Raw genomic sequence first — 21,657 nt, 5'->3', positions numbered from 1 at the left:
GCTCTTCTCGATATTCCGGTGGTGAGAGGCACAAAGTGAGCGAATCGTCGATCCCGGCGCTGGTGCGGGAGCGCGCAAGTCTGCAACCCCGCGATGTGGCGTTCACGTATGTGGACTACGACCAGGATGCCGACGGTGTCCGAACCAGGCTGACCTGGGCCGAGCTGCACCGACGCGCCGTGAATCTGGCCGATGAACTGCGATCGTGCGCAGATCACGGGGACCGGGCCCTGATCCTCGCCCCACAGGGCATCGAGTACATCGTCGGCTTCCTCGCCGCGCTGGAGGCCAATCTGATCGCCGTGCCGCTGTCGGCTCCCCTGCAGCCCGCGGCAGACGAACGCATCCAGGCGGTGCTCGCCGATGCCGCACCCCGTGTGATTCTCACCACGTCGGCACTGGTCGACGACGTGATGCACAGCGTGCGCCGCGGTGCGGGAGCGCCGGCCGTCGTCGAGATCGACCGACTCGACCTGGATGCCAGACGCCGCGCGGACCGGCGGCGCGAGGAGCGTCCCGACGTCGCCTATCTGCAGTACACGTCCGGCTCGACGCGCACCCCGGCCGGTGTGATGGTGTCGCACCGCAACCTGGCCGCCAACTTCGAGCAGATGACCGCCAACTTCTTCGCCCACCACGGCGGAGTGGCCCCGCCGGGCACCACGGTCGTCTCGTGGCTGCCCTTCTACCACGACATGGGGCTGCTGCTCGGAATCTGCACCCCGATCCTCGGCGGCTGGACATCGGTGGTCACCAGCCCGATCGCGTTCCTGACCCGGCCCGCGAGATGGCTGCAACTGCTCGGCGCCCACCAGCGCGGCCTGAGCGCGGCGCCCAACTTCGCCTTCGACCTCGCCGCGGCACGTGTGTCGGATGCGGACATGGCCGGCTGCGATCTCGGTGACGTGCTGGCCATCATGAGCGGCGCCGAGCGCGTCCAGCCCTCGACGGTCGCGCGGTTCACCACACGCTTCGCCCCGTTCCACCTGTCCGACAAGGTGATCCGGCCGTCGTACGGTCTTGCCGAGGCCACCCTGTATGTCGCGACCCATCGACCCGGCGCGGCCCCCACCGTCGCATCGTTCCACCCTGCGCAGCTGTCCGAGGGAGTGGCCGAACGCAGTCCGGCAGGTACTCCCCTGGTCAGCTACGGCACGCCCACCTCGCCCGCCGTCCGGATCGTCGACCCCGACACCCGGCGTGAGGTCACCGCCGGCGAGATCGGCGAGATCTGGACCAGTGGGGACAACGTCTGCCTCGGGTACTGGAACAAGCCGCAGGAGACGGCGCACACCTTCGGCGGCGCACTAGCCGACAGCCCCGAGGAGGAGTGGCTTCGGACAGGAGATCTGGGGTTCCTGTCCGACGGGGAGCTGTTCATCGTCGGGCGTCTGAAGGACCTGCTGATCGTGCGCGGCCGCAACCACTACCCCGACGACATCGAAGCGACCGTCAGCGCGATCTCCGGCGGGCGCACCGCCGCCATCGCGGTCGAGCAGGACGGCACCGAACACCTGGTGGTGGTCGCCGAAGCCAAGTCCGATCGCGACATCACCGGCGACGTGACGGCCGCTGTCGCCAACGCCCACGGGCTCACGCTCACCGAATTGGTTCTGGTCCAGCGCGGGTCACTGCCGATCACCACCAGCGGCAAGATCCGCCGCCAGAAATGTGTCGAGCAGTACCTCGCGGACGCGCTCGCCCGGCTCGACGCCTGACTCGCGATGATTTCCTTCATCATCCCGACCCTCAATGAGCAGGCGACCATCGCACAGACCCTGGACCGCCTCACCGCGTATACGGGTGAGCACGAGATCATCGTGTCCGACGGGAACAGCACCGACCGCACCGTCGAGATCTGCCGCCGATACACCGATCGGATCATCGTGCACGAGCAGGCGCGGCGACAGACCATCGCCGAAGCCCGCAATCTGGGGGCGGCGACGGCAGGCGGCGACCACCTGGTATTCCTCGATGCCGACGTACTCGTGCCCGACATCGACGACTTCTTCCGCATCGCCTGTGCCGCCTTCGCGGCGGACGACCGGTTGGTGGCACTGACCGGCAAGTACCGCGTGGTGCCCGAATGCAGCACGGCCGCAGACAAATACGTGTTCACCATGCTCGGCGTCCAGTTCCTGCTGCAGAACAATCTGCTGGGCATCGGCGGCGCGGGCGGAGAGTTCCAGATGATCACCGCCGACGCGTTCCGCGCGGTCGGCGGGTTCGATGAGACCCTGCCCGCCGCCGAGGACATGGATCTGTTCCGCCGGCTGTCGCGCATCGGCCGCACCCGGTTCGAACGTCGCCTCACCGTCTATCACTCGGGGCGCCGCGCGCATGCCGTCGGTTGGCGCACCCTGCTGTGGCAGTGGTTCAGCAACTCCGCGTCGGTCTTTCTGTTCCGCCGCTCGGCCAGCAGGGAATGGACGGTCGTCCGATGATCGAAGTGGACTGCCTGAGCAAGACCTACCAGGGGGTTTCGGCGCTCAGCGAGGTGAGCTTGGCGGTGCCGACGGGCTCCATCCTGGCGCTGCTCGGCCATAACGGTGCCGGTAAGACGACGACGGTTCAGATCCTCTCGACACTCATACCTCCGACGTCCGGGCGAGCTCGGGTCGGCGGATACGACGTCGTCGAGCAGGCCGCCCAGGTGCGCGAGAGCATCGGCGTCACCGGCCAAAGCGCGTGTCTGGATGAGCTTCTCACCGGCCGAGAGAATCTGGCGCTGTTCGGTAGGCTCCGGGGCCTGCGGCGCAGAGACGCCCGGCGACGGGCGGACGAGCTGATCGAGCAGTTCGACCTCGGCCGCGCCGCGGACCGCCCCGTGCAGACTTACTCCGGCGGGATGCGGCGGCGGGTCGACATCGCCATCGCCCTGGTGATGACACCCAAGGTGTTGTTCCTCGACGAGCCCACCACCGGTCTGGATCCCCGCAGTCGCAGGCAGGTGTGGGAGCTGGTGTCGTCGCTGGCCGCCGAGGGCGTCACCGTCCTGCTCACCACGCAGTATCTCGAAGAGGCCGACGTGCTCAGCGATTCGATCGTGATCCTCAACGCCGGGCGGGTCGTGGCCAGTGGCACCTCTGAGGAACTGAAGGCGCGTACCGGCGCCACCTACTGCCAGGTGACGCTGGTGCACCCGGCCGACATCCCGAGGGTGAGTGCAGCGCTGGCCCACATCGACGAGGTCGACGCCGACGCGGAGAGCAACACGGTGTCGGTGCGGGCCGCGGACGGGGTCGGCACCCTCGGTGAGGTGGTGCGTCGCACAGATCAGCTCGGTGTCGAGCTGATCGACATCTCGCTGCGGAAGCCGACACTCGACGAGGTGTTCCTGCATCTGACCCCTGCAGCGTCGACCCTGTGACCGCACTGCCCGCGCTGACCGAGCGGATGGTGCAGGTCGCGCTGCGCGACTTCGACCTTGTGCTGGCCGTCATCGCCCCTGTCGCGACGCTGCTCGGTCTGAACTTCGCGCTGCGCCACGTCATCGATACCGGCCACCTGAGTTACGCCGAATACGTGCTGCCGGCGATCATCGTCCAGGCCATGCTGCTCGGCGCGGTGACGACCGCCGACCGGGCCGCCTGGGATCAGGCCTCCGGGTTTTCGATACGGCTTCGGACACAACCGATCTCGTTGTTGGCGCCGATGACCGCGCGGATGATCTACTGCCTGCTGCGCGGCGTGCTGGCCCTGGCCGCGGCGATGGTGACTGCATACCTGCTGGGCTTCCGGTTGACGGGCGGTCTCGGCAGCATGGTCGCCTTCGTCGCCGTCCCGCTGATCCTGACCCTGGCACTCTCGTTGGGCGCGGACGCCACGGGGACCTGGATCGGCAGGGTGGGTGCAGGTCAACTGCTGCTGGTTCCGCAGTTGATCCTGGTCCTGGTCTCGACCGGCCTGGCGCCGGTGGCGTCGTTTCCCGACTGGGTTCAGCCGTTCGTCGAGCACCAACCGGTTTCCCAGATCACCGGGACCCTGCGTGAACTCGCCGTCGGACGCGCCGCGGTCGGCGAGGTCCTGGTGACCGCGGCATGGTGCGTCGGCCTCTCGATCGGCTTCGGGGCCATCGCGGTACGGATGCAGAGGCGCAGGCGGTGAGGACGACAGTCGTTCTCGCCGAACGCATGCTGATGCGCTGGCGTCGCTATCCGGTGGTGCCGATGCAGTCACTGCTGCTGCCCACCCTGCTCCTACTGACTTACGATCTGCTGGTCAGCAGGTCGATGACGCAGCTCACCGGCGCCGACAACCTGACCGCGCTGGTGCCGATGTGCACGGTGGCGGGCGCGATGATGGGGGCCGTCGGCGCGGGATTCCATCTGCCTGCCGAACGGGACAGCGGGTTGCTGAGCCGCTTCTGGGTGCAACCGGTGGCGCGGTCCAGCTTCCTGGCCGGCACACTGCTCGCCGAGGGGGTGCGCACGCTGGGCGCCGGAATCCTCATCACGGCGGTCGGTATGGCCCTCGGTCTCCGACTCGACGGCGGTCCGCTGGCGATCGTGGCGTTCCTCGCCATACCCGTGCTGGTGGTCATGGTGTTCGGCACCATCGTCGTCTCCGTCGCGGTACTCCGGCAGAGCACGGCGCTGCTCACACTGCTGGGCGGGTCGGCGATCGGTATGGCCTTCTGCACGGGCGGGATCGCCCCCGTCGACCTGTTCCCGACCTGGCTGCAACCCCTGATCAGATTTCAGCCACTGACCCCGATCGTGGAATCGATGCGCGCCCTCGCCGAGGGCGATCCCGCCGGACCTGCGCTCGCCGCTGGTGCGGCATGGCTGCTGGCGCTGCTCGCCGTCTTCGGACCACTGGCAGCCCGCGGCTACCGCCGCGCCGCGGAATCTGGTGGCAGCTAGGTCTTTCCGGCGACGTTGAGTCGTCGTTCGTCGTCGATGCGCTGTCTGCGTGCGTCTGCGCGGGTGATGGTCCGCTTCGGCATGGTGAGGCCTGCGGTGTGTTTGGGCGGTGGGCGCCGTGGATTCACGACGGCGGCGGTGGGTGCGCAGAGTTCGGGGAACAGCAGGCGGCTGCCGGGATAGGTGGTGCAGCGCTGGCCCTCGGGGTCGGTCCAGACGAGGGTTCCGTCGGGGAACTGCTGGGTGGACCAGCCGGGCCAGAATGTTTTGAGCAGGTGGTGTTCTCGGCACAGGCAGACCAGATTCGATGCACAGGTGGGCCCGTACGGGTATGGAATCGTGTGGTCGATGTCGGTGATCGTGGCTGGTCGTGTGCAGCCGGGAAAGCGGCATGTCTGATCGCGGCAGCGGATGAACTCTGCGAGTGTGCGCGACGGCCGGTATCGCGGTTCGGGTGGGGCTTGTCCGGGGTGGATGAGCGGCCGGATGGTGGCGTGCATCGCGAGTTGCGCTGCCACTGGAGCCGGGATGACCGCGCCGCCGAGGATGGCGGCGGGGCCGGCGGTGCTGAACTGCCCTGGTCCGTCCGTGAGCGCGGCCAGCAGCTCCCGCAAGGTGTAGGAGTACCAGGGTTTGGGCAGCAGCGGCGGGTTGTCACCGACGAGGGCGCGGCGTTGGGCTGTCAGGCCGGCGGTCGTCGTCGGCGCGGATTGCGGATCGGCAGTCGGTTCGGTTGCGGTGGCGCTGGTTTCGGGCTGCCGACTCGGAGCGCTTGCTGGATCGCCTTCGGGGTCCGTGGGCCCGTCGGGGTCGGTTGGGCCGCCAGGATTGCTTGGCCCGTCGGGTTCGCCCGCGTCGAGGGTGTCCTGGCGCACGACAACGTGGACAACCAGGCCACCTACCGGAGGTTTGGCGGCGGCGTCGCAGTCGTCGTTCTCGCACATGCACGGCAGGCGGTCCCAGCCGAATCCCATGGCCCCCAACGCAGCGCCGCGGCGCTGGTCGAGGGTGCGGGGATCGCGTGCACATACCGTGCGCGCCAGGGCATCAGCGCGGCGGTCGAACGCCTCACCGTCGGTCAGCGACACCGTCGCTGACACATACGCGGTTCCGGTGGCCTGCGCGGCGTTCACCTCGACGTAGGCGCCGCGGTTACTCGATTCGGTGCGGCGTACCGCACCGGGGTCGTGGCGCAGCACCAGGGTGTCGATGTCACGCTCGGCTTGGACCATCGACTTCGCACCCCACGTGCGCAGCAGCTCCGCCAGCTCGGTATCAATAGCTAGCAACGCTTCCCGGTCCTTGACCAACATCGTGCGCGCGCAGATCAGATGGACCAGCCGATACGCGATCAAGCCCTCGGCGAAGACCGCGCCCACCCTGGGCAGCCGCTCGCGCAGCGTGACCGCGTCCATCAGCAGCCCGTTGACCACCCCGCTGGTCACCGCGTGGGCGGCGCCGATCTGCGCGCACACCGCGCTCCAGTTGTCGACGCGCCACTGCTCACGATGGGCCGATCCCGATACCGCGTAGGCGGCGGCGAGCATGTCGGCCATATGCGTTAACCGCGCAGAGCAGGCCGCGTTCTCCAGCCGGGCACACGCACGGACTCCCGATCCCGGGGTACGCGCGCCCGCAACAGCGGCCAGAAGTTCGTCGAACACACTTTCGAATCTAGGCGTGCATCGACTGATCTGCGACGTCGCCGCGTCGATCTGTGGATGAACTCCGCATTGGGGAACCCCGACGCCTAACGGTCATCCCACGCGTCGGACACCCGGCGCGCTGCCTGCGTTGCGGCCCCGAAACTGCAGTCGTCCCAGGTGTTGTCGTCGTCGACATCGTCGGTGCGCGTCACCGGCTCGCGCGGCGCAGGACGGTCCGTCCGCGCCGGTTCGGCCTTCCGACGCGTCGACCCTCGGGACGGCCCCTTGGACGGCCACCAGTTCGCGTTGCCGATCAGCACGCACGCGGCAGGCACGGTGACGGTCCGCACGATGAAGGTGTCCAACAGGAGGCCGACCCCGATGACGAAGCCCATCTGGACGATCGTGCTGATGCTGCTCACCGTCAACGCCAGCATCGACGCGGCGAAGATCAGCCCGGCCGAGGTGATCACCCCGCCCGTCGCGCTTACTGTCCGGATGACGCCCGTGCGCACACCTCTGGTCGCCGATTCGTCCCTGATCCGCGAGATCAGCAGCAGGTTGTAGTCGGCGCCGACGGCGACCAGCACCAGGAAGGCGAGGCCGGGCACACTCCAGTGCAACTCCTGCCCGAGGATCAACTGGAACAGGACGACGCCGATGCCGAGCGCGGACGCGTAGGACAGAATCACCGTCGCCACCAGGTAGAGCGGCGCGACGATGGCGCGCAACAACAGCATGAGGATCACGAACACCACGGCCAGCGTGGCGATCATGATGAACCGGCTGTCGCCGTTGTAGAAGTGCCGAATGTCGTTGTTGACAGCGGAGAATCCGACCATCGAGATCTCGGCATCGGCCAACGCGGTGTTCGGCCTGGCACTTTCCGCGGCGGCGATGATCTCGGGAACCTGGTCCATGGCGTCGCGCCCGAACGGATTCAGGGCGGTCTGCACCAGATACCGGACGGTGTGGCCGTCCTCGGAGACGAAGAGCTTGGCGGCCTTCTCGAATTCCGCCTGGGTGAGCACCTCAGGCGGGATGTAGAAACCGGACATCGGCGGGTCGGCCGCGTCGGACTTCATGGCCAGCAGGAACGACGATGCCTGATCGAGGCCGCCTCCCAGCTCGCGGGTCTGGTCCACCAGCAACTGCACACCTTCTGCGAGCTTGCGGCTGGAGTCGGCGAGCGTGTTGGCGCCGTCGAGCATGTCGTCCAGTTGCTTCTGCGCTCCTCCCGGCTCCCCCAGGCCCAGGTCGCGGGCCGCCGACGTTGCGGCAGTGAGGTTCTGTCCGATTCCGCGCAGCGCCTCCGACACCGAATCGGTGCCGGTGGTGCCCTGCAGCTGTCGGGACAGCTCGGCGATCCGCTCCAGGGCGACGTCGTCACGAGATGCGGCGGCGCGTTGCAACTCCGCGCGTGCCGTGACGCACGCCGGGTCGAGGTTGCAGGTCAGGCTGCTGTTCAAGCCGTTCACGACGGGAGTGGTCCAGCGGTAGAAGTCGGTGACACGGGTGATGTTCTCGCTCAGGGAATCTCCGAGGGCGCGCATGTTGTCCACCAGGGTGGCCGTCTTGTCGATCTCGTCGAGGGTCCTGGCTTGGCCGTAGCGCGAGGACATGTCGTCGAGCGCGCCGGCCAGCCCGCGCACGCTGCCCAGAGCGCCGACGACACCGTTGCGGATCTCGTTCAGCACGTCGGCGAGCTGGCCTGCCCCGTCGCTGAGCGTGGACAGGTTGGTGTTGTTGTCGGTGATCACCGTCGACGCCTCGCGCAGCCGCCCACCGACCTCGCCCGCCTGATAGGTGGCGCGAGCCTGCTCGAGTGTCTCGCCCGACGGGCGGGTGATGCCGCGCACCAGGTCGATATTGGGAAGTTGCGCTACCCGGGCCGCCATCTGTTCCATGTCCGCGAGGGCCTTCGGGGTGCGCAGATCCTGGTCGGGGGCATGAACGACGATGAACTGCTGCAGAGTGGTGCTGATCGGGAAATGCCGAGTCATCATCTCGTACCCGAGGTTGCTCTCGGCATCGGCCGGAAGCGCTTGACGGTCATCGAAATTGAACTTCGCCAGACCCGCGCAGGACGCCAGCGCGCCCAGCACGAGCAGGCTTGCCACCAGGTGCGCCACCGGTCTGCGGACGATGTTCACCCCTGAACGACGCCAGAACCGTCGGGTCAGGTCCTTCTTGCGCGGGGTGATCCAGCCGCGACGGCCTGCCAGGACGATGAATGCCGGCAGCAAGGTGATCGAGGCCAGGAACCCGATGGCGATGGTGATCGCCAGGGCGGGGCCGATGGTCGAGAACACCCCGAGGGTGGCGAACGACAACGCCAGGAACGTCAGCGCGACGGTGCCCGCGGAGCCGGCGATCACTTCGCCGATCGACCGCAGCGCCTCCACGATCGCATCGTCGGACTCCATACCCGAACGGATGAGTTCCTGGTAGCGGCTGAACAGGAAGACCGCATAGTCGATCCCGGCTCCCATGATCATGCCGGTCATCAGCACCATGGTCTGGGGCCCGAGCCCGAGGCCGACTTCACCCAGTGCGGCGACCAGCTGCTGGGCCACCACGAGCGAAATCCCGATCGTCAGCAACGGCATCAGCATCGCCACCAGATTCCGGTAGACGATGATGAGGATCACCAGCACCGTGATGACCGTCGAGATCTCGATGAGGATCTGGTCGCGGGCCCCGATCGAGTTGACGTCCTCCAGGGTCGCCGACGCACCGACGAGGTTGGCCGTCAGTGTGGTGCCGGCCGTGGCCGCCTTCACAGTCTCGGATACGGCGCGGTATGCCTGCCCACCCGACGGACTCCCCATCGTGCCGGTCATGCTGACCGGCAGATTCCACGCCTTGCCGTTCTCGCTCGACATCACCTGCCGCAGTTCGGGAGTCGTGATGAAGTCCTGAACCGACACGACGTTGGCGGTGTCGGCCCTGAGGTCGGCGACGACATCGCGATAGACGGCCTCGTCAGCCGGCGTCAACCCATTCTCGTTGCTCAGGATGACGACCGCGAGGTTGCCCGAACCCGCCTCCCCGAACGCGTCGTCCATGTGCTGGCTCGCGACGAAAACCGGTGAGCTCTCGGGCAGGAAGGGCGGCGGGTTCTTCTGGGCGACGACGCCCAGCGGTGGCACCGTGAGGAAGAGCAGCACCGCGACCGTCACCCACGCTACGATCACCACGACCGGGTGACGCACGATCGCCCGGCCGAGCGCACCAAGCCCCCCGTGTCCGAGCACGCGCCGGCGGGGAGCGCGCCTAAACATCACACCATCTCGCATGGGCGGTAACCGATATGGTCGCGGCCGGGAAGGACGACGCGTGAGGTTCGCCGTAGCCGTCCACGGGACCCGCGGTGACGTGGAGCCCTGCGCAGCGGTCGCGGCCGAACTGATGCGCCGCGGACACCACGTCCGGATGGCAGTGCCCCCGAATCTGGTGTCGTTCGTCGAGGGCGCCGGACTCGGACCCGCCGTGCCATACGGTGTCGACTCCCAGGAGCAGCTCGAAGCCGACGTGTTCCGTGAGCCGTTCCGGCTGCGGCACCCCGTGACCGCACTGCGCGAACTCAGGGAGTACATGGTTGCCGGCTGGGCGCAGATGAGCAATGCGCTGGTCCCACTCGCCGGGGAGGCGGACCTGATCCTCACGGGCACCACGTATCAGGAGCTTGCCGCCAATGTCGCTGAACAACAGGGCATTCCGCTGGCGGCGCTGCACTACTTCCCGTTCCGCGCCAACACGCACATCCTGCCCGTCACGCTGCCCGGGCCGGTAATCCGATCGGTGTGGCCCGTCGTCGAGTCGCTGCACTGGCGAGTGATCCGGCCTGCCGAGGACGCGCAACGCCGTGCGCTGGGGCTGCCGCGGGCGCGGTCGAGGGCGATCCGCCGCATGGTCGACGGCGGCGCACTGGAGATCCAGGCCTATGACCCGGTGTTCTTTCCCGGACTCGCCGAGCAGTGGGCCGGACGCCGCCCTCTCACAGGGGCGTTGACGCTGCGGCTGGACACCGGGACCGACGAGGCGACGTCGGCGTGGATCGACGCGGGTTCCGCTCCGATCTACTTCGGTTTCGGCAGCATGCCGGTGGAATCGCCCGCGGCCGCGGTCGGGCTGATCTCCGATGCATGTGCCGAGCTCGGTGAGCGGGCGCTGATCTGTTCCGGGGTGTGGGACATCACCGGCGTCGCCCCGCCCGACCACGTGCGCGTGGTCCAGTCCGTCAATCATGCGGCGGTGTTTCCCCGATGCCGCGCCGTCGTCCACCACGGTGGTGCGGGAACGACCGCCGCCGGGTTGCGTGCCGGCGCACCCACATTCGTGCTGTGGATCGGTGCCGAGCAGCCGATCTGGGCCGCCCAGGTGAAGCGACTGGGGGTCGGGACGGCACAGCGGTTCAGCTCGGTCACCGCCGAGTCGCTCCGCGCCGGGCTGCGTGCAGTGCTGGCACCCGCCTGCGTGCGACGCGCCGGGGCGGCCGCGGCGAGGATGATCACGGCCGACCAGAGTGTTTCGACCGCGGCCGATCTGCTCGAAGCGTCGGCGCGGCAGGGGCGAATCGCGGTCAGAGTATCTCCCCGGTGAGACCGAACTCGGCCAGCGCCGCCGCCGCCATGCTCCGCAACCGCGGCTTCGTGTTCATCGCGCCGGCCTCGTAGGCCGCGACGCCGATGGTCATCGTGGCGCCGATGCGGCCTGCCACGAGCACGAGTTGCCCACCCCCGCGCTCGATCTCCGACCGGCGCACGTTCTGATCCACCGCGCGCAGATAGCCGCGGTCAGCGACCGTACCGTCGACCTGCAACCCGACGACGGGCAGTTCGCCCACGCTGGAACAGGACACGGGGCGATCACCGAACACCGTGACGCCCATACCTCTGACCGCACGCTTCGGGATGAACGGGGTCAACGGCTGCACTGCGAACGTCTCGTCCGGCTGTTCCCGAAGCGTCGCCACCGCACCTCGGATGACGCTGCGTGCCTCCGTCAGGCTTGTGGCCATCGTGCCCGGATCCACAGTGACGCCCGCGAATCGCAGGGCGTTGGCGCGGGAATCGTCCATCGACCGGTCGGAGAGAGCGAGAACGAGGTCGACAGTGCCGTCCGCGCGGCATCGCCCCATCCGGTGCGCCAGTGCCGCCGCGAAACCGGAGAACAGCGAATGGCTGTTCCCGCCGAGGTTTTCGGCTGCGCGATCCCACGCCCGGAGCTCGACGAGCACCGACACCGCGGGTACGACGACGGTCTCGGACGAACCGCCGGACCGCCCGCGGCTCGGGGTACGCCCGACCCTCCCCGGTGGTGGCTTCTCCCTGCGCCGCTGCCGCGCCAGTCTCAATGCTGCGATCAGAGCAGCACCGGCAGCGCCGGCGCCTCGGCACGCCTCCCGGAGATCTTCGGTGAGCGCCTGGGTGCGCGACCGGGCGTTCGGCGCGGGGTAGTGGAGGTCGCGCACCGCACCGGTGATCGCTTCGACCAGCGTGTGCGCCAACCCGATTCCGTCGACCAGACAGTGCGACACGACCAGGCTGACCGCCCACGAGCCGTCTTCCATCGGCAGCACGCCGAGGTGCCAGCCCGGTCCCGTCTCGGGGTCGACCGGCACCTGTGACCGTTCGTCGATCCAGTCGCTGAGGTCGGCCCGCGGCCGGGTGACGTCGGCGACGTCGATGTCGGCGGCCGGCCCGGTGGAGGCGACCCACCGGTGCCTACCGAACGGCAGCGGTGAGCATTCGATGCGCCGTCCGGCCAGGCCGTATCCGAAGTTCTCGTGAAACCGCTTCAGTCCCGCGAAATCCAGCGGGCGCTCATACACCCACACCAGCTGCATCACCTGGGCGTGGCCGGTGGCACGCAGCGACAGGAAGGTGGCCTGGTCGATGTAGCCGAGCAGGTCATCCCCAGTATCCGGGTGCACGTCAGACCACCTCACCGTGAAGCTCGAAGTCCGACAACGTGCGTCCGACGAGGGCGCGGAGTCCGGCCCTCGTGTTCGAGACACCCGCCCGGTAGCCCACCACCGCAAGTGAGATGCGGTTGCCGACGCGGGCGCTGACCACCGTGAGCAGACCGTGGCGCTGTTCGAGGACTCGACGCGTGACGTGCTGATCGACCCCGCGCATCAGGACATAGTCGGCGGCGCTGCCGTCGAGACGGGCGACCTCAGCGGGCACGTCGCCCATGTTGGAGCAGGACACCGGGTTGTCGGCGAAACCGAACGCCATCTCGGCCCCGTGCCTGACGGCCTTCTTCGGCATGAACGGGATCAACGGGAGAAGCAGCTCGGCGTCCTCGGGAACCTCTCCCAGCGACGCCAGGGTGCGCCTGATCTCGGCCCGCGCCCCCGAAAGGTCCTGACAGACCGCCGCCGGGTCGATCCGCACGCCGGCCAGGTGCACCGCGTTCGCGCGGGTGTCGCCGGCGTCGGCGCGGTCGCTGATCGGAATGATCAACGGAACCTTGCCGTCCGCGGCGCGGCGGTCCATGCCGTCCGCCAGCCTGGCACAGAAGCCGGCGAGCAGCGAATACGTGTTACCGCCGAGGGCGGCGGCGCGCATGTCCCACTCGTCCAGGTCGACGAATACCGAGATCGAAGGCACTGCAACATGTTCGACGTTGTCGAAGCCGCCGCCGGTGACACGCGGCTTCGGCGCGCGAGCGCGACCGCGCGGGCGCTCCCGCAGGCGGCGTCGCGCGATCCGTCCCGCGGTCACCACCGTCCGCGCCACCTCGGGCAGGTCATGGCTGACCTGCTGGAGATCCTCGACGACCGCCCGTACCCGCGTACGGGAACGCGGCGGCGGGTAACCGAAGTCGCGGACGTGCCCGGTGATCGCGTCGATGATCGTCGCCACCGCTCCGCCACCGTCACTGATGCAGTGCGACATGGTCAGGCACACCGCGGTTGCACCGTCGGTCAGCGGGAGCACCCCCAGATGCCAACTCGGGCCCCATTCGGGGTCGACCGGCAGCACCGCTCGTTCGTCCAACCAGCCACCGAGTTCGGTACGCGGACGGGGCTGCGCGGCGATGTCGATGTCCGCAGGCGGCCTGACGGACCTCACCCACCGATGGCGACCGAACGGCACCCTCGAGCGCTCGATGGAGCGGCCCCACAGCCCGTTCCCGAAGGTCCGGTGGAATCGACGGACGCCCTCCATGTCGACGGGGTGCTCGTAGATCCAGATGCACTGCATGGCCGCGGCCTGACCCGTGGCGCGGAGCCCGAGGTACATCGCCTGATCGACGTAGTGCAGGCGCTCGTGCGCGACGGGAACCGACGACGTCGCCACTTCCACCACCATCGCTCAGCCCCCGACCACCGGGGAGAGCCGGCTGCCGCCGTGATGCACGGCCACGCCGTGCCTGCTGACCTGCGATGTCTCGGCGTCCTCGACGACGCGCGCATAGATCTTTTTCATGACGTTGAGGTAGCGCTGCACCGATTCCCGCGCGATCGGGTTGTCGGGGAAGGCGACCGTCACCACCGTCTCCCGCTCGGTCCTGTTCACCCAGAGTCCGACCTGGTCGGCAGACCTGCTGTCGCAGTAAACTTTTCCGTTCATCCGCTCCCACTCGGCGATGATCGCCGGGGACAGCGGTGGCAGCCCGGCATCGAGGTAGGACACCATCTGGACGCCGGGGCCGGCCCCCCGTAGGCCGAACCGTCCCGCGGCGAGTTCGAGCACCCGGTCGAACGGCACGTGCGCGAGGTCGACACCGGCATCGAAGGACGCCTGGGCGTTGCGCGCGGTGGCGCCGAAGGAGGTCGCGTCGACCGGCACGGTGATCGGTACCAGTCCCGTGAACCAGCCCGTGGTCATGAACTCGGCAGGCGTGCATCGCGTTGTCGTCGGTGTGATCCCGTAATAGACCGGCGCCCGGGTGAACTCGTGGTCGGCCAGGGCGGCGCAGGCCAGCACTCCCCCGCTGAACCGCACTCCCGCAGCGGTGCACGCAGCATCGAAGGCCTTGCTCTGTCGTGCGTCGAGAAGCTGGACGACCATCATGTCGCCGCCGCACGGCGCCGCCTGATCTCCCAGCGGCAGTGGGAACTGCGGCATGGCACCGTCGTTGCGCTCGGCGAACTGAATCCATGTCCTGACCTCCGGAGACTCCAGAGTCAGCGACGAGGTGTAGCGGCGCTGCCTGATGCAGTAGTCGTCGTAGCTACCCGCTTCCTGCAACGCGATCGGGGCACCACCGCTGACCAGGGTCTGGTACATCAGATGGATCTCCACGAGCACCAGGCACATGAACAGCGCGTCGGTGTGGACGTGGTCGACGCTGATGTAGAACGTGAAGTGGTCCTTGCGCTGGATGATGCCGAAGTGGAAACAGTCCCACCGCAACGGATCCGGGGTGGCCAGAATGTGTGAGCGCCACTGCGCGGCCGTCATCTCCCCGTGTTCCACGGGAACGAACTTCAGGTACCGGGGGTCAGCCACCGTGCGCCGCACGACGGCGTCGTCCGCATCGATCTCGAACCTGCTGTGGTAGGTGTCATGGCGCCGGACGTAGGCATTGACGACATGCGACATGGCCCGCAGATCGCACTGGCCGGGTATGTCCCAGGCGGGGATGTTCAGCCGGGCCATGTCGGCTCCGGCGGCGCGGCGCCTGCGGAACGTCCGGATGTGTTGCTCCTGCTGGTAACTCACGGGAACCGGGCTCACAGGTGCGTCACGCATCTTCGCCATCGAGGCCGGCGACGGCTGCCAGGACACCACTCGTCCGGGTTCTCCCACCCAGTCGTGGACAGATCTCAACGCGACCATCAGCCAGCGCTCCCCTCATCCGGCAGGTCGGCGGCGAGCACCGATGCCAGCTGCTCGGCGAGGGCGCGCACCGTGGTGATATCGGTGGTGCCGACCCGGATTCCCGTCTCGGCTTCGATCCGGGTTCGCACTTCGAGCACGCCGAGGGAGTCCAGCCCGTACTCGGCGATGGGACGGTCGGGATCGACCGTCCTGCGCAGGATCGTGCCGATCTGCTCGGCGACGAGGCGGCGCAGCCGTCCCGCCCGTTCCTCGGCGGGCAGCGCACGCAGCTCGGGCAGTATGGAGCCGGCGGTAGCGGCACCGCCGCCCAGGGACCGGAACGCTTCGGCGAACCTGCTGTGCTGGGCGAACGCAGTCAGCCACGGCGTGCCCGCGATCGGCGTGTACCCGACGTGGGCGCGGTTGTGCCGCAGCAGTGTGTCGAGGGCATACGCACCGTCGGGCGGCGCGATCGCCAGCGCAGCGTCCTGAGCCAACGCCTGCCCGCGGCCGATGTCGGCCCACGCGCCCCAGGCGATGGAGGTGGCGGGCAGACCGCGGGTCCGTCGCCACTGCGTGAACGCGTCGAGCCAGCTGTTGGCCGCCGCGTAGGCACCCTGCCCTCGCGAACCGACCATCGCGGCGGCCGAGGAGAACGAGCAGAACCAGTCCAGCGGCTGGCCCGCCGTGGCCTCGTGCAGATTCCACGCGCCGGCCGCTTTGGGCGCCCAGCAGCGCGCCACCAGGTCGGTCGTGATGTTGCCCAGGACGGCGTCCTCGACGACGGCAGCCGCGTGCAGCACGCCACGCACGGGAAGGCCCGTCGACGTCGCCACGGCCACGGCACGTTCCGCGGCGTCCGGCTCGCTGATGTCGCCGAGGCAGATCTCGATCTCGGTCCCGCCGCGGCGCATCCGCTCGATCGCGCCGAGCGTGTCATTGCCCGGCGCCGAACGGCCGGTGAGGACGATGCGCCCGCTTCCGCGCTCGGCCATCTGTTCGGCGAGAAAGAGCCCGAGTCCGCCCATGCCGCCGCTGATGATGTACGCGCCGTCGTCACGGAACGGCACGGGCTGCTCCGGAGGCACCGCCACCAGGCTGTGGCCCTCCCGCGGCACGTCCAGGACCAGCTTGCCGGTGTGTTCGGCCGCGCCCATCGCCCTGATCGCCGTCGCCGCGTCGGACAACGGGTAGTGGGTGGTCTCGGGCAGCGGCAGCGTGCCGGCCGCAATCTGCGCGAACACCGTTGCCAGCGCAGTGTGTACGGCATCGGGCTTGACCAGGGTCAGCAGCGCGAGGTCGACAGCGAAGAAGGACACGTTGCGCCGGAACGCGAACAGTCCGATCTTGGTGTCGCCGTAGATGTCCCGCTTGCCGAGCTCGATGAAGCGGCCACCGAATGCGAGCAACTCCAGCCCCGCAGCCTGGGCAGCGCCGGGCAGCGAGTTCAGCACGATGTCGACGCCGTAGCCGGCGGTGTCGCGGCGGATCTGCTCGGCGAACTCGATCGATCGCGAGTCGTAGACATGTTCGATTCCCATGCTGCGCAGCAGGTCCCGTCGCGCAGGGCTGCCCGCGGTGGCGTAGATCTGCGCACCGGCGGCCCGCGCGATCGCAATGGCGGCCTGCCCTACGCCACCGGTCGCCGAGTGGACGAGCACCTTGTCGCCCGCCGACACCCTGGCCAGCTCATGCAGGCCGTACCAGGCCGTGCCGTGGGCGCTCGGCACGGCGGCGGCGCGATCCTCGGCCAGACCGGCGGGCAGGGTCACCGCCAGATTGGCCTCGCAGGTGACGAATGTGGCCCATGCGCCGTCGGCGGTGATACCGGCAACCCGGTCACCCACCTGGTGCGTGGTCACGCCGGGGCCCACGCGGGTCACCACGCCGGCGAAGTCACCGCCCAGTTCCGGCAGCCTGCCTTCGAAGCTCGGGTACTTGCCATATGCGACGAGCACATCGGCGAAGTTGAGATTCGACGCCGTGACGGAGACTTCGATCTGCCCCGGGCCGGGCGCCACCCGGTCGGCGGCGACGAGCTCCAGCGACTGCAGATCCCCGGGCGTGCGGATACGCAATCGCATGCCGTCGGAATCGTGCTTGACCGTCTTGGTGTGGCGGTCCTCGGGGCGCATCGGGCGTGGCGTGAGCCGGGCCACGTACCACGCGCCGTCGCGCCACGCCGTTTCGTCCTCATCGGCACCGCTCATGAGTTGTGCTGCGACGCAGTCGATGCCGGTGGTGTCGTCGACATCGACCGCGGTGGCACGCAGGGCGGGGTGCTCCACCACGATCACGCGCATCAGCCCGCGCACCCCCGCATGGTCGAGGTTCACTGTGTCGTCGGGCAGCACCGACTGCGCACCGCGGGTCAGCGCGTAGAGCCGGGGCGGAACACCGGGAACCTCGGCGGCGGCGCGAGCGATGTCGACGAGTCGGAGTACGGCTTCCGGGCCGTGGCCCGACATCACGGCGACGATCCCGGTGATCGCCTGGTCTGCGATCCGGTCGACCGGCCAGGCGGCGGCGGTGACGTCGGCGCCGTTGTCGGTCAGGGACGCAGCCAGTTCCGCGGCGCTCGCATCCGTCTGGCGCGACGTGCTGAGGACGAGCCACCTCCCGTCGCCGGAGCGTTCGACTTCAGGGAGGGTCTGGGGATGCCAGTCGACTGCCAGGAGCCGGTCGTTGAAGACGCGCTCGCGCTGAGCCGCGCTCGATACTCCGGTACCGAGGCGCAGTCCGGCCACGGTCAACAGAACGGACCCGTCCTCATCCAGCACCGCGAGGTCGGCGTCGACTGCCGACGGTGCCACGCTGGTCACGACGACGCGACAGTAGCGGGCGTGGCGCAACGATCCATATCGCCTGAGGTGGTTCGCGCCCATCGGGACCATCAGCGCCCCGGTCGGATCTGCCTGGAGGTCGGGATGGGCGGCCACCGCCTGGAAGCAGGCGTCCAGAAGGGCCGGGTGGATTTCATAGTCGCCCTGCCGGGAGCGGACCGTGCCGGGCAGCGCGACCTCGGCAAGGATCCAGGCGCCGTCCGCACCGGTGTGGACGGCGCTCAACCCGGCGAATGCGGGACCGTAGTGGATGCCCCGTTCGTCGAACCACGCGCGCAGCGCCTGGCCGTCGAGCGTGGCCGGGCGGGTGGCGAGCATGCCCTCCACGTCGACAGGGGACGGCTCGGCGAGATCTCCGGTCTGGCCCAGCACGGCGGCGGCGCGCTGCTCGCGCTCGCCGTCGGTGTGGGTCTCCACCGTGAACGTGGCTGAGCCAGCGGTGCTCCGCGATGCGCACACCGAGACCGGGGTGGTCGCGCCGAGCAGCAGCATGTCGTCGAAGGTGATGCCGCGTACCTCCGCGCCCTCACCGAACACCGTCCGTGCCGCCGCGAGCGCCATCTCGCAGTACGCGGCTGCCGGGAACGCTGCCACGTGGTGCATCTGATGGTCGCCGAGCCACGGGTGGGTGTCGGTGCCCGTGTCCGCTTGCCACACATGCCGTTCGGGTTCTTCGGCCAGCCGTACGTGGGCGCCCAGCAGCGGATGCGCCACGCCGGTACCGGAAACGTGCCTGCGCGCATCGCGAGTCAACATCAGCTGGGGGTGGGTCCAGGCGGGCAGCGGTGCGTCGACCAGCGTTCCGTGCGGATAGAGCACCGTGAAATCGACCGCGGCACCGGCACTGTAGAGATCCAGCAGCACCTCACGCAGTCCGTGCGGAACGTCCTGCGCGCGGCGCATGGTTGCCAGGGCGACCGCACGGATGTCGAGGCTGTCGGCGTTCTGATCGACGGCGTGGGTCAACAGGGGATGTGGCGACAGTTCGGCGAAGACCCGGTATCCGTCTTCCAGCGCAGCCTGCACCGCCGCCGCGAACCGCACCGCGTGGCGCAGATTGTCGGCCCAGTAGTAACCGTCGAAGTCGGCCGGTTCCCTGGGGTCGTACAGGGTGGCCGAGTAATACGGGATAACGGGCTCTGCCGGGGTCACCTCGGCAAGCGCGTCGATGAGATCGTCGAGGATCGGATCGACCTGGGGCGAGTGCGACGCGACGTCCACCGCCACCTCGCGGGCCATCACGCCCCGCGCCTCCCAGTCCTGGACGAGGGTGCGGATGGTCGACGCTGCGCCGCCGATCACGGCCGACCGTGGCGAGGCGATCACCGACAGCACCACGTCGCCCGCGCCGCGCGCGGCGAGTTCCGAAAGTACCTGCTGGGCGGGGAGTTCGACGGACGCCATGGCGCCGGCAGCGGCGCTGTCACCGGCGACGGACTGCATGAGCCTGGACCGTCGGCAGATCACCGCGACACCGTCGCGGAGGCTGAGGGCTCCGGCCACCACGGCGGCAGCCACCTCCCCCATCGAGTGGCCGATGACGGCACCCGGCGCAGCCCCGTAGGACTGCAGCGTGCGGGCGAGCGCGGTCTGGAGGGCGAACACGGCGGGTTGGACCCGGTCGATACCGGTGACCGTCTCCGGTGCCGACATCGCGCCGGTCACCGAGAAGCCGGACTCCGCAGCGATCAGCGGCTCCAGTTCGGCGATCGTCGACGCGAACACCGGCTCGGCGGCCAACAGGGCCGCACCCATCGCCGCCCACTGCGAACCGTGGCCGGAGAACACCCAGACTGCGCCCCTGCCTGCACCGGGCACCGTCGTATGCGGTGGCGCGTCACCTGCGGCGATGGCGCGCAGCGCGGCGACGAGTTCGTCGGCGTCAGCAGCCAGCACAGCGGTACGTGCGGTGCGGTGGGCTCTCCTGCGGGCCAGGGTGTACGCCAGGTCCCGCAGCTCCACGCCGTCGACATCGCCGCGGGCGACCACCCAGTCAGCGAGCCGGGTTGCGCTGCGGCGCAACGCTTCCGGCGAGGTTGCCGACAACGGGAAAATCCACGGTGCGCCCAGGGTCTGCGCCACCGGCGACGTGGTCGCCGCGCTGTCGACGGGAGCGGGCGCCTGCTCCAGAATGACGTGCACGTTCGTCCCGGACAAGCCGTAGGAGGACACCGCGGCCCGCCTCGGATGCTCCCCCGCCTGGGGCCAGGGGGTGACCTCTGCCGGCACGAACAGCCCCGTGTCCAGTTGCGCCATCGCCTCGGGCAGCCGGTGGAAATGCAGGTTCGGCGGCACCTGCGCGTGCTGCAGCGCCATGATCGCCTTGAGCAGACCCACCGCTCCCGACGCCGACTGCGAGTGCCCGAAGTTGGTCTTGGCAGATCCCACCGCACAGGGTCCATCAGTGCCGTAAACCTCGGCGAGCCCGGCATATTCGATGGGATCTCCGACGGGAGTGCCGGTGCCGTGCGCTTCGACGAAGCCGATGGTGGCCGGATCGACGTGTGCGGCCTCGAGTGCGGACCGGTAGACCGCGGTCTGCGCCGTGCGGGACGGGGTGGCGATGGTGACGGTGTGGCCGTCCTGGTTGGTCGCGGTGCCGCGGACGACCGCCAGCACCCTGTCCCCATCACGGAGCGCGTCGGGAAGTCGCTTGAACAGCAGAATCACCGCTGCCTCACCCGAGACGAATCCGTCGGCGTCGATGTCGAAGGCCCGGCACCGTCCGCTGGGCGACAACATCCCCTGGGCCGATCCGGACGACAACTTGCGCGGCTCGAGCAGGATGTTCACACCACCGGCGAGGGCGAGCGCACTTTCGCCGTCATGCAGGCTGCGGCACGCCATGTGCACCGCCGACAACGCCGACGAGCACGCCGAGTCGACGGTGTACGCGGGGCCGTGCACACCGAGGTGGTACGCGATCCGGCCCGAGGCCAGCCCGTAGTTGCTCCCGGTGAAGCCGTAGGGGCCGGCGATCGCGTCGGCGTCAGCGGTCAGGAGTTGGTAGTCGTTGTGCGTCATACCGACGAAGACGCCGGTCTGGCTGCCCGCGAGTGACTCCGGGTCGATGCCGGCGTGCTCGACGGCTTCCCAGGACGTCTCCAGCAGGAGACGGTGCTGGGGGTCGACGGCGATGGCTTCCCGCTCGGCGATCCCGAAGAAATCGGCGTCGAAGCCGGCGACGTCGTCGAGAAATCCGCCCCACTTGGAGATCGAGCGCCCGGGCACGCCGGGCTCGGCGTCGTAGTACTCATCGGAGTCCCACCGCTCGATCGGGACCTCGGTGACCAGGTCGGCGCCGTCGAGCAATGCCTCCCACAACCGCTCCGGCGACTCGATGCCCCCGGGCAGTCGGCACCCCACACCGATCACGGCGACGGGGGTCACAGACCTCTCGACCACGACGTTCCCTACCTCTTCCCGCGCAGGCTGTCGCGCACGCATGACGGCCCGCTACACCTTCGGCAAAGTCAATTTCGGGAAAGTTAGCACAGCCTAAGCGAACACGCGAGCGGCTGAG

The 21,657-nt window shown here is 68.9% G+C and carries 12 protein-coding genes; 6 read left to right on the top strand and 6 right to left on the bottom strand.

The genetic code is table 11. The features are described 5' to 3' along the window. Positions 1–35: 35 nt before the first annotated feature. The 5 genes from EL337_RS12875 to EL337_RS29030 are packed head-to-tail and all read left to right on the top strand — an operon-like array spanning position 36 to position 4,865. Positions 36–1,718 (top strand): fatty-acid--AMP ligase, encoded by a 1,683-nt coding sequence (locus EL337_RS12875; protein WP_048633899.1) that lies wholly within the window; start codon positions 36–38, stop codon positions 1,716–1,718. Positions 1,719–1,724: 6 nt separating this feature from the next. Then, complete coding sequence (locus EL337_RS12870; protein ID WP_048633900.1) at positions 1,725–2,444, top strand: glycosyltransferase; 720 nt, start codon at positions 1,725–1,727, stop codon at positions 2,442–2,444. Further along, a complete protein-coding gene (locus EL337_RS12865) occupies positions 2,441–3,370 on the top strand; it encodes a daunorubicin/doxorubicin resistance ABC transporter ATP-binding protein DrrA (protein WP_048633927.1) in 930 nt (309 codons plus the stop codon). Before EL337_RS12870 ends, EL337_RS12865 begins: the two co-directional genes overlap by 4 nt. Continuing rightward, positions 3,367–4,107 (top strand): ABC-2 transporter permease, encoded by a 741-nt coding sequence (locus tag EL337_RS29035; RefSeq protein ID WP_048633901.1) that lies wholly within the window; start codon positions 3,367–3,369, stop codon positions 4,105–4,107. The genes EL337_RS12865 and EL337_RS29035 overlap by 4 nt, the downstream gene beginning before the upstream one ends. Continuing rightward, positions 4,104–4,865 (top strand): ABC transporter permease, encoded by a 762-nt coding sequence (locus EL337_RS29030; RefSeq protein ID WP_048633902.1) that lies wholly within the window; start codon positions 4,104–4,106, stop codon positions 4,863–4,865. Before EL337_RS29035 ends, EL337_RS29030 begins: the two co-directional genes overlap by 4 nt. On the opposite strand, the gene EL337_RS12855 is transcribed toward EL337_RS29030, so the two are convergent. Then, positions 4,862–6,529 carry an HNH endonuclease signature motif containing protein gene (locus EL337_RS12855; RefSeq protein ID WP_126316567.1) on the bottom strand — a complete coding sequence of 556 codons (1,668 nt, stop codon included), beginning with the start codon at positions 6,527–6,529 and terminating at the stop codon, positions 4,862–4,864. The genes EL337_RS29030 and EL337_RS12855 overlap by 4 nt on opposite strands. Positions 6,530–6,615: 86 nt before the next feature. Beyond that, entirely contained in the window at positions 6,616–9,795 is a 3,180-nt protein-coding gene (locus tag EL337_RS12850; RefSeq protein WP_048631390.1) for an MMPL/RND family transporter, read from the bottom strand. Positions 9,796–9,850: 55 nt separating this feature from the next. Here EL337_RS12850 and EL337_RS12845 point away from each other — a divergent pair, with 55 nt between their 5' ends. Beyond that, a complete protein-coding gene (locus tag EL337_RS12845) occupies positions 9,851–11,116 on the top strand; it encodes a glycosyltransferase (protein WP_048631389.1) in 1,266 nt (421 codons plus the stop codon). On the opposite strand, the gene EL337_RS12840 is transcribed toward EL337_RS12845, so the two are convergent. From EL337_RS12840 to pks2, 4 genes are read right to left on the bottom strand one after another with little or no spacing between them, the layout of a single operon-like run. After that, entirely contained in the window at positions 11,097–12,449 is a 1,353-nt protein-coding gene (locus EL337_RS12840; protein WP_053086822.1) for a condensation domain-containing protein, read from the bottom strand. The two genes, EL337_RS12845 and EL337_RS12840, sit on opposite strands and share 20 nt — an antisense overlap. A gap of 1 nt (position 12,450) precedes the next feature. Continuing rightward, the gene (locus EL337_RS12835; RefSeq protein WP_232786748.1) at positions 12,451–13,824 is read right to left on the bottom strand and encodes a hypothetical protein; all 1,374 of its coding nucleotides are present in this window, start codon (positions 13,822–13,824) and stop codon (positions 12,451–12,453) included. A gap of 15 nt (positions 13,825–13,839) precedes the next feature. Further along, a complete protein-coding gene (locus tag EL337_RS12830; protein WP_048631386.1) occupies positions 13,840–15,309 on the bottom strand; it encodes a condensation domain-containing protein in 1,470 nt (489 codons plus the stop codon). Further along, positions 15,309–21,581: a sulfolipid-1 biosynthesis phthioceranic/hydroxyphthioceranic acid synthase gene (pks2, locus tag EL337_RS12825; RefSeq protein WP_109519808.1), complete on the bottom strand. Its 6,273-nt coding sequence runs from the start codon at positions 21,579–21,581 to the stop codon at positions 15,309–15,311. The genes EL337_RS12830 and pks2 overlap by 1 nt, the downstream gene beginning before the upstream one ends. Positions 21,582–21,657: the final 76 nt, after the last annotated feature.

It is taken from the genome of Mycolicibacterium aurum, from assembly GCF_900637195.1.
GTDB classification, from domain to species: Bacteria; Actinomycetota; Actinomycetes; order Mycobacteriales; family Mycobacteriaceae; genus Mycobacterium; species Mycobacterium aurum.
The sequence above is the reverse complement of the archived record's forward strand: the minus strand, read 5'-3'. Positions and strand labels throughout refer to the sequence as shown.